General features: G+C 74.1%; 15 protein-coding genes. 6 read left to right on the top strand and 9 right to left on the bottom strand.

All coding sequences use genetic code 11. The features are described from left to right. Positions 1-18: 18 nt before the first annotated feature. From ACN27D_RS05145 to ACN27D_RS05135, 3 genes are all read right to left on the bottom strand, one after another. Complete coding sequence (locus tag ACN27D_RS05145) at positions 19-1,731, bottom strand: ABC-F family ATP-binding cassette domain-containing protein (protein WP_421498628.1); 1,713 nt, start codon at positions 1,729-1,731, stop codon at positions 19-21. 200 nt (positions 1,732-1,931) lie between these two features. Beyond that, positions 1,932-3,779 (bottom strand): glycoside hydrolase family 15 protein, encoded by a 1,848-nt coding sequence (locus tag ACN27D_RS05140; RefSeq protein WP_421498627.1) that lies wholly within the window; start codon positions 3,777-3,779, stop codon positions 1,932-1,934. Between the two features lie 75 nt (positions 3,780-3,854). Beyond that, the gene (locus ACN27D_RS05135) at positions 3,855-4,811 is read right to left on the bottom strand and encodes an NAD(P)/FAD-dependent oxidoreductase (RefSeq protein WP_421498626.1); all 957 of its coding nucleotides are present in this window, start codon (positions 4,809-4,811) and stop codon (positions 3,855-3,857) included. 80 nt (positions 4,812-4,891) lie between these two features. Between ACN27D_RS05135 and ACN27D_RS05130 the strand changes: the two genes are divergently transcribed. Further along, positions 4,892-5,476 (top strand): helix-turn-helix domain-containing protein, encoded by a 585-nt coding sequence (locus ACN27D_RS05130; protein ID WP_091421325.1) that lies wholly within the window; start codon positions 4,892-4,894, stop codon positions 5,474-5,476. A gap of 52 nt (positions 5,477-5,528) precedes the next feature. Next, positions 5,529-6,323: an alpha/beta fold hydrolase gene (locus ACN27D_RS05125; RefSeq protein ID WP_421498625.1), complete on the top strand. Its 795-nt coding sequence runs from the start codon at positions 5,529-5,531 to the stop codon at positions 6,321-6,323. A gap of 1 nt (position 6,324) precedes the next feature. Here ACN27D_RS05125 and ACN27D_RS05120 read toward each other — a convergent pair whose 3' ends face one another. Continuing rightward, complete coding sequence (locus tag ACN27D_RS05120) at positions 6,325-7,752, bottom strand: MFS transporter (RefSeq protein ID WP_421498624.1); 1,428 nt, start codon at positions 7,750-7,752, stop codon at positions 6,325-6,327. A gap of 73 nt (positions 7,753-7,825) precedes the next feature. Continuing rightward, positions 7,826-8,284, bottom strand: a complete 459-nt coding sequence (locus tag ACN27D_RS05115; RefSeq protein ID WP_120568655.1) for a MarR family winged helix-turn-helix transcriptional regulator — start codon at positions 8,282-8,284, stop codon at positions 7,826-7,828. Between the two features lie 104 nt (positions 8,285-8,388). Here ACN27D_RS05115 and ACN27D_RS05110 point away from each other — a divergent pair, with 104 nt between their 5' ends. Next, a complete protein-coding gene (locus tag ACN27D_RS05110) occupies positions 8,389-9,258 on the top strand; it encodes a universal stress protein (RefSeq protein ID WP_120568656.1) in 870 nt (289 codons plus the stop codon). A gap of 50 nt (positions 9,259-9,308) precedes the next feature. Here the strand turns inward: ACN27D_RS05110 and ACN27D_RS05105 are convergent, their stop codons facing one another. Together ACN27D_RS05105 and ACN27D_RS05100 are read right to left on the bottom strand one after the other, a co-directional pair. Next, complete coding sequence (locus tag ACN27D_RS05105; protein ID WP_421498623.1) at positions 9,309-10,652, bottom strand: TolB family protein; 1,344 nt, start codon at positions 10,650-10,652, stop codon at positions 9,309-9,311. Beyond that, positions 10,649-11,152, bottom strand: coding sequence for a SigE family RNA polymerase sigma factor (locus ACN27D_RS05100; protein ID WP_030274872.1), 504 nt, complete (start codon positions 11,150-11,152; stop codon positions 10,649-10,651). Before ACN27D_RS05100 ends, ACN27D_RS05105 begins: the two co-directional genes overlap by 4 nt. A gap of 139 nt (positions 11,153-11,291) precedes the next feature. Between ACN27D_RS05100 and ACN27D_RS05095 the strand changes: the two genes are divergently transcribed. Further along, entirely contained in the window at positions 11,292-12,506 is a 1,215-nt protein-coding gene (locus ACN27D_RS05095; protein ID WP_421498622.1) for an ROK family transcriptional regulator, read from the top strand. A gap of 166 nt (positions 12,507-12,672) precedes the next feature. Here ACN27D_RS05095 and ACN27D_RS05090 read toward each other — a convergent pair whose 3' ends face one another. Beyond that, on the bottom strand, positions 12,673-13,605 hold the full coding sequence (locus ACN27D_RS05090; protein ID WP_421498621.1) for a phosphotransferase: 933 nt from the start codon (positions 13,603-13,605) through the stop codon (positions 12,673-12,675). 41 nt (positions 13,606-13,646) lie between these two features. Then, positions 13,647-14,222, bottom strand: coding sequence for a dihydrofolate reductase family protein (locus ACN27D_RS05085; protein ID WP_013475646.1), 576 nt, complete (start codon positions 14,220-14,222; stop codon positions 13,647-13,649). Positions 14,223-14,314: 92 nt separating this feature from the next. Here ACN27D_RS05085 and ACN27D_RS05080 point away from each other — a divergent pair, with 92 nt between their 5' ends. After that, positions 14,315-14,893, top strand: a complete 579-nt coding sequence (locus ACN27D_RS05080; protein ID WP_374538829.1) for a TetR/AcrR family transcriptional regulator — start codon at positions 14,315-14,317, stop codon at positions 14,891-14,893. Between the two features lie 74 nt (positions 14,894-14,967). Next, a complete protein-coding gene (locus ACN27D_RS05075; RefSeq protein WP_120568660.1) occupies positions 14,968-16,113 on the top strand; it encodes a polysaccharide pyruvyl transferase family protein in 1,146 nt (381 codons plus the stop codon).

Raw genomic sequence — 16,113 nt, 5'->3', positions numbered from 1 at the left:
TCATAACGCTCGAAGCCATCAATCTTCCGGCAGGCATGACGCTGTGTGACCGGACGGCCCGGCGTCGCCGGCGGTGAGCGGCAGCGTGGGCCAGGCCGCCAGGTCGTGGAGCATCTGCCGGTCGTGGGTCGCGACGACCACCGCGGCCCGGGTCGTCAGCAGGGCCGCGGTGAGGTCGTCGACCAGCGGCGCGGACAGGTGGTTCGTGGGTTCGTCGAGGATCAGCAGGTCGGGACGTTCGGCCAGGCGCAGCGCCAGGTTCAGCCGCCGTTGCTGTCCGTGCGACATCCGGCCGACCGGGGTACGCCGGGCCTCGGCGTCGAGCAGGTTCGTCGCGCCCAGCGGCAGAGGCGTGCCGGAGCCGAGGCGCCCGGTGGAGCGCAGCCGCCCCACGTGCTGCTCGTACAGGTCGTGCGCGAGCATCCCGGGCGGCCAGTCGGGCACCTCCTGACCGAGGTACGCCACCCGCGCGCCGGACGGGTGGCGGACCTCCCCGGTCGACGGCGCGAGGTCACCGGCCAGCACGGAGAGCAGCGTCGACTTGCCCGCGCCGTTGGGCCCGGTCACCAGCAGGCGGTCACCGCCGTCGAGCGTGAGCGTGACCCGGGTACGCAGGCGCCCGGTCACCGTCACGTCGTGGCACCGCAGGATCGGCAGTCCGGCCCGGGTGTCCAGCGGCGGCCAGCGCAGCGGCTGCGGTGGCTCCGGGACGGTGATCCGGTGCTCGTCGAGCGCCTCCTGCCGGCGTCGCAACGCCTGGACCAGCCCGGGCGCGCGGGACTGGCGCTGGTGCTTGCCGTGGCCCTTCTCGGGACGCCAGCCGGTGCTGAGCCGGTCCTGCGCCTCCCGTACCGCGTCGGCCAGGCGCCGGTGTTCGGCCTGCTGTGCCTCGTGGTCGCGGACCCAGTGCGCGAAGTCGCGGCTGCGCCCGTCCTGCCAGGCGGCGTAGTCCCCGGCGTAGCGGCGCGGGCGGCCGTCCGCGCTGGGGTCGAGGTCGAGGAACTCCGTGGCCACGTCCCGCAGAAGCGCGCGGTCGTGGGTCACCAGCACCACGCCGCCCGGGTGCTCGCGCAGCCGCGCGGTGAGGAAGGCCAGGCTGGCCGCGTCGAGGTGGTTGGTCGGCTCGTCCAGCATCAGCAGGTCGACCCGGGCCCCGAGCAGGCACGCCAGCCGGACCCGGTAGCGCTGGCCGACCGACAGCGTCGCCAGCGGGCGGTCCCGGTCCGGGCAGGCGTCGAGGCCGGCCAGCGCCACGTCGACGCGTCGCTGCGCGTCCCAGGCGTCCAGCCGGGTCGCCGCGTCGAGCGCTGTGGCGTACGCGTCGTCCGCGCTCGCCCGGCCCTCGGCCAGCGCGTCGGCGGCGTCGTCCAGCGCCCGCAGCGCGCGTTCGGACTCCCGGACCGCTTCGTGGATCAGCGTGCCCACAGTCTCGCCGTGGCGCGCCTCCAGGTTCTGCCGGGCGACGCCGATCGTGCCCAGCCGTTCCACGGTGCCCTGGTCGGGCGCGAGGATGCCGGCCAGCACGTGGAGCAGCGTGGTCTTGCCACGGCCGTTCTCGCCGACGACAGCCAGGCGCGATCCGGCGGAGACGGTCACGCTGACGTCGGACAGCACGACCCGGCTGCCGCGGACGACGCGGACGCCGTCGGCCCGCACGTGCGCCCGGTGCCCGGCGGGCAGCAGGTTGTTCGAGGCGAACGGGGATGAAGGGATGTTGTCGAGGTTGTTCACAGTCCGCTCTTCGGCTCGTCGTGGAGCCGGGCAGCGCGAGGACACCGCCCGGCGGGAACGCCAGGACGGCGGAGCAGAGCTGGTACGTCAGAAGAAGCCGGTCACCCTGCCGCCGTCAGCGGAGGGACCAGGGCTTCATGACGGTGGCGTGGAACCTCATGCGGTAAGGCTACCCGGAGCCGGGCCGGAGATCACCGGAGTTACCGGCGCAGGCGGGCGTGGGCCTCGGCGTCGAGCAGGTCGTTGACCGCCAGCGCCGAGTTGATCAGGGCGAGGTGGCTGAACGCCTGCGGGTAGTTGCCGATCTGCTCACCGGTGGAGGCGATCTCCTCGGCGTAGAGGCCGAGGTGGTTGCTGAAGGTGAACATCTTCTCCAGCGTGAGCCGGGCGTCGTCCAGCCGGCCGGAGCGGGCCAGTGCCTCGACGTACCAGAAGGTGCACATGTTGAACGTGCCCTCGTGGCCGGGCAGCCCGTCGGGGGAGTGCAGCGGGTCGTACCGGTGGACCAGGCTGTCCGAGACCAGGTCGCGCTCGATCGACTCCAGCGTGGACAGCCAGAGCGGGTCGCTGGGCGTGACGAAGCCGACCGCCGGCATGTAGAGCAGCGCGGCGTCGAGCACGTTCTCGTCGTACGCCTGCACGAAGCTGCCGCGTTCCCGGTGGAAACCGCGGGCCATGACCTGGTTGTAGATCCGGTTGCGCTGTTCGGTCCAGCAGCTCATGTCCCCGGGCCGGCCGGTGCGGGTGGCCAGGCGGATGGCCCGGTCCAGCGCCACCCAGGACATCACCCGACCGAACGTGTAGTTGCGGGGGTGGTGGCGGCTCTCCCAGATCCCGGCGTCGCGCTTGTCCCAGTTGTGGCAGAGCCAGTCGACCAGGCGCACGGTGCTCTTCCACACCTGGTGCGACACCCGGATGCCCTGCTCGTCGGCGAGGTGCATGGCGTAGAGCGCCTCACCGTGGATGTCGAGCTGGAGCTGGTCCGCCGCGCCGTTGCCGATCCGGACCGGCCTGGAGCCCCGGTACCCCTCCAGGTGGTCGAGGACCTCCTCGTGCAGGTCCGACGAGCCGTCGACCCGGTACATGATCTTCAGCGGGTCCTGGTGGTCGCCGGCCTCGCGGATGCGCTCGTCGAGCCAGTCCATGTACCGGCTGACCTCCTCGGTGAACCCGAGGCCGAGCAGCGCGTGCACGGAGAACGAGGTGTCGCGTACCCAGGTGTAGCGGTAGTCCCAGTTGCGGGAGCCGCCGACCAGCTCGGGCAGCGCGGCGGTCGGCGCGGCGATCATCGCGCCGGTCGGCGCGTACGTCATGAGTTTGAGCGTGATGGCGGAGCGCTCGACCATCTCCCGCCAGCGGCCGGTGTAGCGGGAGCGTTCGACCCAGCGCCGCCAGTAGTCCCGGGTCCACTCGAACATGCCCTGGACCTCTTCCGGCGGGATGATCCGGGGTTCCTCACTGCCGGTCTCCAGGATCACCCCGCCGGTGTCGCCCTCCTTGAGGGTGCCGTAGGCGATCAGGTCGCCGCCCTCCATGCGGATCTCGCCGGTCTGGGCCCAGAGCTGCCGCACCGGGTCGATCGGGTTGAAGGTGAGCGTCGCCGACGGGCTGCGGAACAGGTAGCCGTTGCGGTGCCGCTCCAGGTCGTGGCGCTCGCGTGCGTAGTCGAACCGGGGCCGGCACTCCACCCGGAAGCGCATGCTGCCGCGCACCATGTTGACCATGCGCACGATGCGGTGCGAGTCGGTGACCCGTTCGCCGGTGACCGGCATGAAGTCCATCACCTCGGCGACGCCGTCCGCGCTGATGAACCGGGTGATCAGGATCGGTGTGCCGGGCAGGTAGAGCTGCTTGGTGACGTACCGGACCTCGTGCGGGGCGATCTGGAAGAAGCCGCCCTTCTCCTTGTCCAGCAGCGCGGCGAAGATGCTCGGCGAGTCGAAGCGCGGAGCGCAGAACCAGTCGATCGTCCCGTCACAGGTCACCAGCGCCGCGGTCTGGAGGTCGCCGATGAGCCCGTGATCCTCGATCGCCGGATAGCCCTCCACGTCGCCCCCCAGGTTCCGACTGCCCTCTCCGACTCAACCTAAGGGAAGAATTGTCAGGTTAGGGGCGATTCGTGGTCATCCACCCTCCCGCGCGCCACGCCGGGCCTCGACCGCCCGGCGGGTTTCCTCCTGCACCAGGTCCGCGTTGATCATCGCCGCGGTCCGGGCACCCGCCGCCGCGGCGGCCCCGACCTGCGCCGACAGGTCGGTCACGTTGCCCGCGACCCACACCCCGGGCACATCGGTACGCCCCGCCTCACCGGCCGGCAGGTACTCGCCCATCCCGCTGGGGTGCGGCTGCGGGTGCAGGCCCAGTCCGGCCAGGAACCCGGTCCGCGCCACCATCCGGGGCGCGACGGTCAGCACCTCGCGGTCGACCGTGCGGCCGTCGCGCAGGCGTACCCCGGTCAGCCGGTCCCCGTCCGTCTCGACGGCCGCGACCTCACCCTCGATCACCGGCACGCCGCGCGCGGCGAGCTGCTCGGCCTGCTCGTCGGTGAGCGGCGGCGCGGTGTGCCGCAGGTAGACCACGTCGTCGCTCCACTGCCGGAACAGCAGCGTCTGGTGCACCGACATCGGGCCGGTGCCGAGCACCCCGATCGGCCGCTCGCGCACCTCCCAGCCGTGGCAGTACGGGCAGTGCACCACGTCCCGCCCCCAGCGCTCGCGCAGGCCGGGCACCTCGGGCAGCTCGTCGACCAGGCCGGTGGCGACCAGCACGTGGCCGGCGCGTACCCGGCGGCCGTCGGCGAGCGCCACCGCGAACCCGGCGCCGTCGCGGTCCACCGTCTCGACCCGGCCCTCGGTCAGGTGCCCGCCGTAGCGGCGGACCTCGTCCCGGCCGCGCGCCAGCAGCTCGGCCGGCGGCACGCCGTCGTGCCCCAGCAGGGCGTGCACCCCGTCGGCGGGTGCGTTGCGGGGCTCGCCGCCGTCCACCACCAGCACCGACCGGCGTGCCCGGGCCAGCATGAGCGCGCCGCTGAGCCCGGCCGCGCCGCCGCCGATCACCAGTACCTCGTAGTTCTCGGTCATCGTGACCACCTCCGCGACCAGATTGCGGCGAGGCCCGGCAGAACTGCAAACTCTGTTGCTGATGTGGCAAACTGGCAGGCATGGACGACGACCTCGACCAGGCCCTCGACGCGGTCGGCCCCCGGCTGCGCGCGCTGCGCCGCGAGCGGGAGACCACCCTCACCGACCTCTCCGCCGCCACCGGCATCTCGGTGAGCACGCTGTCCCGGCTGGAGTCCGGCGGCCGCAAGCCGACGCTGGAACTGCTGCTCCCGCTGGCCCGCGCGCACGGCGTCACTCTCGACGAGCTGGTCGGCGCCCCGCCCACCGGCGATCCGCGCGTCCACCTGCGGCCGGTCGCCGCGTTCGGGATGACCATGCTGCCGCTCACCCGCCGCGCCGGCGGCATCCAGGCGTACAAGCTGATCATCCCGGCCGGCGGGCGGTCCGAGCCCGAGCCGAAGACCCACGAGGGGTACGAGTGGGTCTACGTGCTCAACGGGCGGCTGCGGCTCGTGCTCGGCGAGCACGACCTGGTGCTCGAACCCGGTGAGGCGGCCGAGTTCGACACCCGCGTCCCGCACTGGTTCGGCCGCGCCGACAGCGAGGGGGTGGAGTTCCTCAGCCTCTTCGGCAGCCAGGGCGAACGCGCCCACCTGCGCGCCCGCCCCCGCGCGTCCCGCTGAGGGGCGTCCGCGAACGGGCCCGCCACGGCGCCGGGGGCGCGACGATCGGCGGGTGACCTATGCGGACGTCGGCGGGCTGCGGATCTGGTACGAGGAGCACGGCACCGGCAGGCCGCTGGTCCTGCTGCACGGCGGATACGGGTCGACGGAGACGTTCGCGCCGGTCCGGCAGGCGCTCGCCGCGCGCCGCCGGTTGATCGCCGTCGACCTGCGGGGCCACGGCCGCACCGGCGGTCTGGACCGGCCGCTGCGGTACGAGTCGATGGCCGACGACGTGGCCGGGCTGCTGTGCCGGCTCGGCCTGCCTCGGGCCGACGTGCTCGGCTACTCGCTCGGCGGCGGGGTGGCCCTGCGTACCGCGATCCAGTACCCCGCCCTGGTCCGCCGCCTGGTGCTCGTCTCCACGCCGTTCCGGCGGCGCGGTTGGTACCCGGAGACGCTGGCCGCGATGTCCGCCCACGACGAGCGCGCCGCCGAGCGCATGCGCGGCACCCCGCCGTACGAGCGGTACGCGCGGGTCGCGCCCCGCCCGCAGGACTGGCCGCTGCTCTGGGCCCGCAGCGGGGAACTGCTGCGGCGGGACTACGACTGGTCGGCCGAGGTGGCCGCGCTGCCGATGCCGGTGCTGCTGGTCTTCGCCGACGCGGACGAGATCCCGGTGAGCCACGCGGCGGAGTTCTTCGGCCTGCTCGGCGGCGGCCACCGGGACGCGGGCGGCGACGGTGACCGTCCCGCGTCCCGGCTCGCGGTGCTGCCCGGGCTGACCCACTACGACGTGGTGGCCTCACCGGCGCTGCCGGCGGCGGTGCTGCCGTTCCTCACCCGTCCGGCCCGCGCCCCCGGCTGACTCACCCCACGAGCGCCGGGGCGTCGGCGCGCTCCGCGGTGCGGGGGCGCAGCAGCGCGTACGCGAGCACGACGGCGACCACCACGAGCCCTGCGCCGACCGCGAACGCCAGGTGGAAGCCGCTGGTCAGCGCGGCGGCCCGGTCGTCGCCGAGCGCGACCCGGTCCGCCGTCCGGGCGGCGGCCAGCGTGGACAGCACCGCGACACCGAACGCCATGCCGAGCTGCTGGGTGGTGTTGAACAGCCCGGAGGCGAGACCGGCGTCCTCGGCGCGGGCGGCGGACATGCCGAGCGCGGTGAGCGCCGGCAGCACCAGCCCGAACCCGCCGGCGAGCAGCATCACCGGGAGCACGTCGCGCAGGTAGCGGCCGTCCACCGGCACCCGGGCCAGCAGCGCGAACATGGCGGCGAGCAGCACGAGCCCGGCGATCAGCACGACCCGCTCGCCGAAGCGGGCGTTGAGCCGGGCCGAGACGCCGAGCGACACCGCGCCGATGACGACGGCGGCCGGTAGCAGCGCCAGCCCGGTGCGCGTGGCGTCGTAGCCGAGCACCTGCTGGAGGTAGAGCGTCACGAGCACCTGGAACGCGAACGTCGCGGCGACGGTGAGGATCTGGACCACGTTCGCCACGGCGACGCCGCGCGAGCGCAGGAGCCGCAACGGCATGAGCGGGCGGCGCGCGGTGGCCTGCCGGACCACGAAACCGGCGACGAGGGGGGCGGCGAGCGCGCCCAGGCCGAGCGTGTGCGCCGACGTCGCCCCGTACCGCTCGATCGTGACCACCGTGTAGATGCCCAGCACGAGCCCGGTGGTGACCAGTAGCGCGCCCGCCACGTCGGCCCCGGCGGCCAGGCCCAGGCCCCGGTCGGCGGGCAGCGTGCGGACCGCGAGCGTGATCGTGGCCAGGCCGATCGGCAGGTTGATCAGGAAGATCCAGTGCCAGCCCAGCGCGTCGGTGAGCAGGCCGCCGGCGACCTGGCCGATGGCCGCCCCGGCCGCGCCGGTGAACGCGAACACGGCGAACGCCCGCGCCCGCTCGGCGGCGTCGGGGAAGAGCGTGACCAGGATGCCGAGGCTCACCGCTGTGGCCGCCGCACTGCCGACGCCCTGGAGGAAGCGGGCCGCGACGAGCGTGGCGCTGTTCTCCGCGAGCCCGGCCAGCACCGACGCGGCGGTGAACAGCGCGGTTCCGCCGAGGAACATCGCCCGGCGACCGATCAGGTCGCCGAGCCGGCCGGCGAGCAGGAGCAGGCTGCCGAACGCGATCAGGTACGCGTTGACCACCCAGCTCAGGCCGGCCGGGGAGAAGCGCAGGTCGCGCTGGATGGCGGGCATCGCCACGGTGACGATGCTGCCGTCGAGGATGGTCATCAGGGCGCCGGTGGCGAGCACGCCGAGGGCGAGCCGGCGGGAGCGGGGAGCGGACATGGAGTCCTCCTGTCGAGAGGTGCGACAGGAGGACCGTAACGGATAGTCCCGTTACAGACAATCTATTTGGAGACTATTGGCGGGCGCGGCGTGCCGGCTTCGGACTCTGCACCGGCGTGGCCAGGTGGCCGCCGGCCAGGCGCCGCAGCGCGCGCAGGAAGACCTCCCGCTCGTCGTCCGGCAGGCTCGCGAGTGCCTCGGCGTGCACCCGGTCGACGATTTCCTGGCTGCGCGCGGCGACCCGGGCGCCCTCCTCGGTCACCGCGATGATCCGCGCCCGCCGGTCCGTACGCGCCGGACGCCGCTCGGCCAGCCCGGCCCGCTCCAGCGCGTCCACCGTGACGACCATCGTCGTCTTGTCCATGTCGCCCATCTCGGCGAGCTGGATCTGCGTACGCTCCTCGGGCAGCGCGTGCGCGAGCACGCAGTGCATCCGGGCGGTCAGCCCGATCTCGGCGAGCGCCGCCGCCACCCGGGTACGCAACACGTGGCTGGTGTGGTCGAGTAGGTACGACAGGTCCGGGGTGCTCATCCGCCCAGCGTACCGATGATTCCGTGGCGGACGATCCGGCTCGGACCCGGTCCGGGCCCGGATACGATCTTGTGAGATGTCATCGGTGAGAGAGGTTGGGTGCGGTGAGCGACGAGCACGGCAGGCAAGTGGTGGTGGGTTACGACGGGTCTCCGGCCGCTAGCGCCGCCATCGAGGCGGGCGCGTTGCTGTTCCCCGGCGCGCACGCGTGGATCGGGCATCTGTGGACGCCTCCGTTCGCCAGCGAGGAACTCCGCAAGCGGCTCTGGACCGGCACCCGCGACATCAACGTGTTCGTCGAGGCGATCGAGCGCGAGGGCGGCCGGGAGGCCGACCGGATGACGTCCGTCGGCGTGATGCTGGGCCGCGCCGCCGGCTGGGACGCCGAGCCGCTCGTGTGCCGCAGCTACGGCGGCGAAGGGCTCCGGCTCGCCGAGCTGGCCGACGAGAAGCAGGCCGACGTGCTGCTGCTCGGCTCCCGGGGCCTCGGCGGCGCCCGCGCGGTGCTCGGCAGCGTCTCCGACATGGCCGTGCACTACAGCCCGCGTCCCGTGCTCGTCGTGCCGCACCCGCTGCTGACCGACGAGTACGACGCGCTCGCCGCCGGCCCGGTGGTGGTCGGCTGGGACGCCTCCGCCGGGTCCGAGGCCGCACTCGCCGCCGCCCGCCGCCTCTTCCCCGAGCGGGAGATCGTCCTGGTCGCCGTCGACGGCGACGAGGGGGACGCGCCGGAGACGGTCGACGGGGTGACCACGGTGCGCGTACGCGCCGGCGGCGGAGCGCCCGGCCGCGCGGTGGCCGACGCGCTCTCCGCCGTCGCCACCGAGCGCAAGGCGAGCCTGGTCGTGGTCGGCTCGCGCGGCCGGACCGCGGTCCGCAAGATCCTGCTCGGCAGCGTCGCCATGGCCACGCTGCACCGCGCCCACCGGCCGGTCATGGTGGTGCCGCAGAGCCCGGTCCGCGAAGCCGAGTAGCCCTCCGCGCCGACCGCACGGGTGTCTCCCCGGCCGGGGAGACACCCGTGTCACCGATGCCCGCGGCGCAGCCGCCGGTACGCCGCCAGGCCGCCGAGCGCCAGCGCCACGAGGCCCGCCCCCCACCACGCCCGGCCACCGGGGCCCGACGGCGGATCGGCCTCGCGGACCCGGCCGGCGTGCACCACCGAGTCCGCCACGTCGACGGCGAGCACCTGGTCCGGCGCGGTGAGCAGCGTGACCGGAGCGGCGGCACCGGGTGTCAGGCCCAGCACCCGGATCGACCGCACGTTGCCGTACGCGGTCCGCTGGTCCATCTCCAGCCCGTCGGCGTACCAGCTCGGCGCGCTCGGCTCGGGCCGGTACGCGACCACCCACGCGGTCCCGTCCGGCAGCCAGCCGAGCAGCCGGATCGCCGTCACGCCCGAGACGGCGGCCAGCGCGGGCGCGGGCAGCTCCCGGCCGTCGGTGTCGACCCGGCGCAGCCGCCACCGGTCGCCGGCCGACTCGTGTGCGACCAGGGCCAGCGAGCCGTCCGGCATCCAGGCCCCTTTGCCTGCGAGCGCGGTGTCGGGCGGCAACGGGAACGAGGAGAGCTGCCGCCCGTCCGGGCTGCTCACGAGGACCTTCGTGCCGATTTGGTAGGCCAGCCGTGACCCGTCGGCGGCGAACGCCACCGGCGAGCCGAATCCCGGCACCTGCGTGGTCTCCAGCAGCCGGACCGCCCGGCCGGTGTCCAGCCGCACCAGGCTGAGCGTGTTGACGTACGAGCTGCCCTCCGGATTCGCCTGCGTGGTGTCCACGACCACCAGCGCGGACCCGTCCGGCGCCCAGCCGGCCGGCGCCGTCCCCGCACTGCCCGGCCGAGGGCTGGGCAGCCGCCGGACCGTGCCGCCCGCCAGGTCGATCACGTCCACGCCGGGGCTGGTGGGCGACCCGTTCGGCACCGCGAGGAACCGGCCGTCCGGGGAGAGCAGCACCCCCTCCCCGGCCGGCGCCTCGAAGCCCACCGTCCACGTCCGGTACCGGTCCGCGTCCGCCCCGACGATGCCGACGGTGCCGTTCTCGTCGAACAGGCCGGTAAGCCCGCGTGCCTGCCCGCTGAACACCACCGACGCCGGGCCGAGCGCGGGCCGGTCGGTGGCCCGCAACGCGCCGAACGGCGGCAGCCCGAGCCGGTCCGGCAGCGCCGCCCCGCCCGAGCCCGCCGGCGCGGTCCCGCCGTCCCCGCGTACCGTCAGCGGCAGGGCCGCCACCAGCGCCAGCACCGCCGTGACCGCCGCGGCGGCCCGCCACCGCGTGCGCCGCGCGGTCCGCACCGCCCGGTCGTGCACCGGGTACGCGGGCGCCTCGGCCGCCGCCTCCCGCAACGCCTCCCGCAGACGTACGCTCACCGCTCGCTCCTCTCCGGAGTCCGCTCCAGCAGGTCGGGGACCAGGTCCCGCAGGCGGCGTACGGCGTCGTGCCCGTGCCGCTTCACGGTGCCCACCGAGCAGCCGAGCACCTCGGCCACCTGCGCCTCGGTCAGGTCCTCGTAGTACCGCAGCACCACCACGGCCCGCTGCCGCGCGGTGAGCCGCCGCAGTGCCGCCACCACGCTCAGCCGCAGCGCCGTGTCGTCGGTGTGGTCGCCGCCGCCGCGCTCGGCCGGCGTCGCGTCCAGCCGTTCGGCCACCCGCCGACGACGCCACCAGGAGACCTGCTGGTGGTACATGACCCGGCGCACGTACGCCTCCGGATCCCCCTCCCGGATCCGCCGCCAGTGGCGGTAGGTGCGGGCCAGCGCGCTCTGCAACAGATCCTCGGCGAGCTGGTGATCGCCGGTCAGCAGGTACGCGGTCCGCGACAACGCCGGTGACCGCTGCACCACGAACTCCCGGAACGACTCCGACATGCCCACCCCCTCACCGCAATGAACGCCGGTCGGGCCCTCGATGGTTGAGGCGGCCGTCCCCGCGGCGGGCGCTGGCCCCCGTCGATGTGCGGGAACTATCCTCGGGCCAAAAGCCAGTCGCCATCCGACGGAGTGGTCGATGCTGAAAGGTCTGGCAGTGGACCGGCACGTGCAGGGGGACAGCCGCCGGCTCAACCTCGGCGCGCTGCTGCGGCGCGTCCACCTGACCGGCCCGGTCACGCGCGTCGAGCTGGCCGAGTGGATGGGCGTCAACCGCAGCACGGTCATGGCACTCACTGCGGAACTCGCGGCGGCCGGCCTGGTCCGGGAGGTCACGGCGGGCGGCAGCGGACGCGCCGGGCGTCCCTCCCGTGTGGTGCGTCCCGCGTCGGACGCCGTCTACGTCCTCGCCTTCGACATCGCCGTGGACCGGCTCGTGGCCGCCCGCGTCGGGCTCGGCGGTGTGGTGTCGGCACGGCTGGAGGCGGAACGGCCACGGGCCGGGGCCGACCTCGACTCCGTGGTCTCGGTGCTCGCCGACTTCGGGCGGGCCCTGCACCACGCGGCGCCACCCGGGTCGGTGTGCGTGGGCGTGGGCGCCTCCTACTGCGGCATGATCCGGCCCGGCGACGGGATGGTCCGGTTCGGACCGGACATGGGGTGGGTGGACCAGGCGTTCGGCACCGAGCTGGCCGGGCGGCTGGACCTGGGCCTGCCCGTCCTGGTCGGCAACGAGGCGCACCTCGGGGCGCTGGCCGAGCATCAGCGCGGCGCCGGCGTCGGCGTGCAGAACCTCGTCTACCTGCACGGTGACGTGGGTGTCGGCGGCGGGATCATCGTGGGCGGGGAGCTGCTCGACGGTGACGGCGGGTACGCCTCCGAGGTCGGGCACATGCTCGTGAACCCGTACCAGGGGCGACCCTGTGGTTGCGGCTCGCGCGGGTGCCTGGAGGCCGAGGTCGGCGAGCGGGCGCTGCTCGACGTCGCGGGCCGCCCGGCGCGGGAGAAGGGGCGCGAGGCGGTACGAGCCGTGGTCGCCGCCGCCGCTCAGGGGGAACCGGCCGCGCAGGACGCGCTGCGGCACATCGGTGACTGGCTGGGCATAGGCGTGGCGAACGTGATCAACCTGTTCAACCCCGGCGTGGTGATCTTCGGAGGCACGCTCAGCGAGGTCTTCCCGGTCTGCGCGAGTCACGTCCGCAGCCGGATCGCGGCCAACGTGCTGCCCATCTCCCGCGACAAGGCCCGGCTGCGCGTGTCCGCGCTCGGCTACGACGCGACCTTGATCGGCGCCGCCGAACTGGGCTTCTCACCCCTCTTCGCCGACCCCCTGGGCGTCCCCACTCCCGGATGAGCCGCGCCGTGCACCGCCGCGCGTCCAGCCCTCTCAATCGCGTTGATCTTGCACTTCCGGCCCTGACAAAGCGCGCCAAAGCGACATCCCGGGGGCCGAAACTGCAAGATCGCCGGGGCGGGGCGGGGCGGGGCGGGGCGGGGCGGGGCGGAGCGGGGCGGAGCGGTCAGGGGGTCAGGCGGTGGGTCAGCCAAGGGAGCAGGGCTTCGCCCTGTCGGCGCTGGAACGCGCGCACGGTCGGGATGCCGGGTGGGGGTGGCTGGCGGGCGCCGTCGAGGAAGAAGCCGGTGAACCCCGCGAGGACTCCGGTCAGGTCGGCCGGGTCGACGTCGGCGGTCAGCGGCCGGGCGGCCAGCAGCGCGTCGGGGTCGTGTCCGCCGTACACCTGCACGTTGACGACGGTGAGCAGCGTGTCCAGCCAGGCCGGCCCGCGGCAGGCCCACGGCCAGTCGACGACTGTGACCGAGCCGTCCGGGCCGAGCAGCAGGTTGTCGGCGCGCACGTCGACGTGGCAGAGCGTGTCGCCGTCGAGCGCGGCCAGCCCTCGCTCGGCGGCGGCGCACAGTTCGGGCAGGTGGGACCGGGCCCACGGGTCGAGGTCGGCCGGCGGGTCGGACGCGAGGCGCCGCCAGCCGCCGAAGTCGTGTGCGAGCCGCTCGGCGGCGGTGGGGGTGGGCGCGGCGGCCGGCGCCGGGGTGAGCGCGCCGGCCATCGTCTCCAGCGTGGACAGCACGGCGGCCAGCTCGTCGGCCCGCCACGGGGTGACCGGGTGCCGGCCCTCCACGTCGGTGAAGACCAGCGCGATCCAGTCGCCGTCGTCGTAGCTGCCGAGCAGCCGGGGCGCGGGCGTGTCCGGCGGCAGGGCCGTGGCGATCCGGGCCTCGGCGCGGTGCAGGTCGGGACTGCGGTCGTTCTGCGCCGGGCTGACCGCCTTGACGAAGGCCCGGCCACCACCTGCGGTACGGACCCGGTCGGCGGTGCCGGGGGAGAAGCCGCCCGACTGGGACCGCGCCGCCACCACCCGGTCGCCGAGGACGGCCTCGACGCCGTCGCGGACGTGTGCGGGCAGTTCGTGCCAGTGCAGCCGGGTCTTCGTCACCGCTCCACGGTGCGTGCCGCCCGCCGTCCGGGGCAACCGGGTTAACCGTTGCGCGTGTAGTGCAGGACGACCACGCCGGCGTCGAACGGCCGCGCCGAGGTGAGCGTGAGCCGGCGCGGATCGAAGCCGCTGTCGACGAGCTTGATGCCGCTGCCGACGACCACCGGGTTGAGCTTGACCACCAGCTCGTCGATCTCGTCGAGGAGCTGACCGGCGAGCTGCCCGCCGCCGCAGAGCCAGATGTCGCGTCCGGGCCGGGTCTTCAGCTCCCGGACGAGGGCGGCCGGGTCGCCGTCGACGACGTGCACGTCCGGGTAGTCGGCAGGGGGCAGGGAGCGGCTGAACACGTACTGCTCGAGGTGGGCGTACGGGCTTGTCACGCCGAGCTGCAGACCCGGCTCGTAGCTGCCGCGGCCCATCAGCACGGTGTCGAAGCGGCCGTTCGGCGGGGAGTCGATGCCGAGCTGGGCGTGGGCGAACGTGGGCAGCGTCTGGGGCCACTCGGCCACCAGGTGGGGCGCCAGGTCGGGTGTGAGCGGGAGGAAGTCGAACGACCCGTCGGGTGCGGCGATGAAGCCGTCGAGGGTGCTGGCGACGAAGTAGACGAGCTTGCGCAAACCGGCTCCGATGTCCGAGGTGATCCACGACGGCTGTCGTGGTTCGGCGATGAATGTACAACACCTGTCGTGGTTATTGCTAGTGTGTTCGCGTGGCCAGGAATCCGGAACGCCGTACCCTGCTCGCCGACGCCGGCCTGCGGGTGCTCGCCGAGGCGGGCGCGCGCGGGCTGACCCACCGGGCGGTCGACGCCGAGGCGGGCGTGCCCACCGGCACCACCTCGAACTACTTCCCGTCCCGCGCGGCGCTGCTCGCCGGACTGGCCGAACGCATCTTCGACCGGATCGCGCCCGACCCGGCCGTGCTGGCCGACCTCGGCCGCCGCGAGCCGTCGCTCGCGCTGATGACCGACTACCTGCGCGACATCGTCGCCCGCACCACCCGCGAACCGGGCCTCACCCGGGCGCTGTTCGAGCTGCGGCTGGAGGCCGCCCGCCGCCCGGAGCTGCGGGCCGCGCTCGGCGGCGTGCTGCGCCGGGGGTACGCCGACGACGTCGCCCACCACACCGCCGCCGGACTACCGGGCGGGGCGTACGAGGTGGCGCTGCTGCACTACGCGGTCGACGGGCTCCTGCTCGACCTGCTCACCACCTCGATCGACGCCGGGTTCGACACCGATCAGGTGGTCTCGGACCTCGTCTCCCGTCTGGTCGACGACGCCGCCGGTTGAGCCTCCTCGCCGTGCGTTAACCCGGGGCGGCCAGCGGGAACGCTGGCGCGGACGCCCCTGGGAAGGAGCAACGGATGAGGGAACGCACCGGACTGACCATCGGCGTGCTCGGCTCCTACGGCGGTCGCAACCTCGGCGACGAGGCGATCCTCACGGGTCTGCTGGACGATCTGCGCCGCCACGAGCCCAACGCCCGGATCATCGTCTTCTCCCGCAACCCGGCGCACACCGCGCTGGCCCACCCCGAGGTCGAGGCGGTGCCGTGGGAGGGCGTCAGCCGGGTCGACTCGTCCCCGGTGCTCAACCAGCTCGACCTGCTCATCCTCGGCGGCGGCGGGATCCTCTACGACAAGGAGGCCCGGCGCTACCTGCGGGTGGTCCGGGTCGCCCAGGAGCGCGGGCTGCCGCTGATCACGTACGCGGTAGGGGTCGGCCCGCTCACCGACACGCTGGACAGCGGCATGGTGCGCGAGACGCTGGCGCAGGCCGTCGAGGTGACAGTCCGCGACCAGGAGTCCCGGATGGTGCTGGAGGAGGCCGGCCTGGTCAACCCGATCACCGTCACCGCCGACCCGGCGTTCCTGCTCGAACCGGAGGAGTTCCCCCAGCAGTGGCTGCGTGAGGAGGGCGTACCGGCCGGCTCCCGGCTGGTCGGGCTGAGCGTGCGCGAGCCGGGCCGGGCCGCCGAACGGCTCGACGTGGACGGCTACCACCGCCTGCTCGCCCAGATCGGTGACTTCCTGGTGCACCGGATCGACGCGTACGTGCTGTTCGTGCCGATGGAGCGCGACGACATCCGGCACTCCCACGGCGTGCTGTCGCACATGACCGCCGCCGACCGGGGCCGGATCCTGCACGGCGACTACCGTCCGGCGCAGATCCTCGGCCTGATGCGCCACTTCGACCTCGCGGTCGGCATGCGGCTGCACTTCCTGATCTTCGCGGCCATGATGGGCACGCCGTTCCTGCCGCTGCCGTACGCCGGAAAGGTCTTCGACCTGGCCCAGCGGCTCGGCGTGCCGGCGCTGCGCGGCGTGGAACGGGAGGTGGAGGGCCCGCTGCTGGCCGAGGTGGACCGGTTGTGGGACGAGCGGGCGGCCCGGGCCGACGCGACCGCGCGCCGGGTCGCGGAGGTGTGCGAGCAGGCGCGCGGCACCTCCCAGGTGACCCGCAGCGTGCTGGACAGCATCCGGGCCCGCACGCTGACGACGGCGGTGTGA

Origin of the sequence: Micromonospora sp. WMMD1274, from assembly GCF_049179035.1 — a bacterium.
Lineage (GTDB): Bacteria > Actinomycetota > Actinomycetes > Mycobacteriales > Micromonosporaceae > Micromonospora > Micromonospora tulbaghiae.
This window is presented reverse-complemented; position numbering and strand designations above follow the sequence as displayed.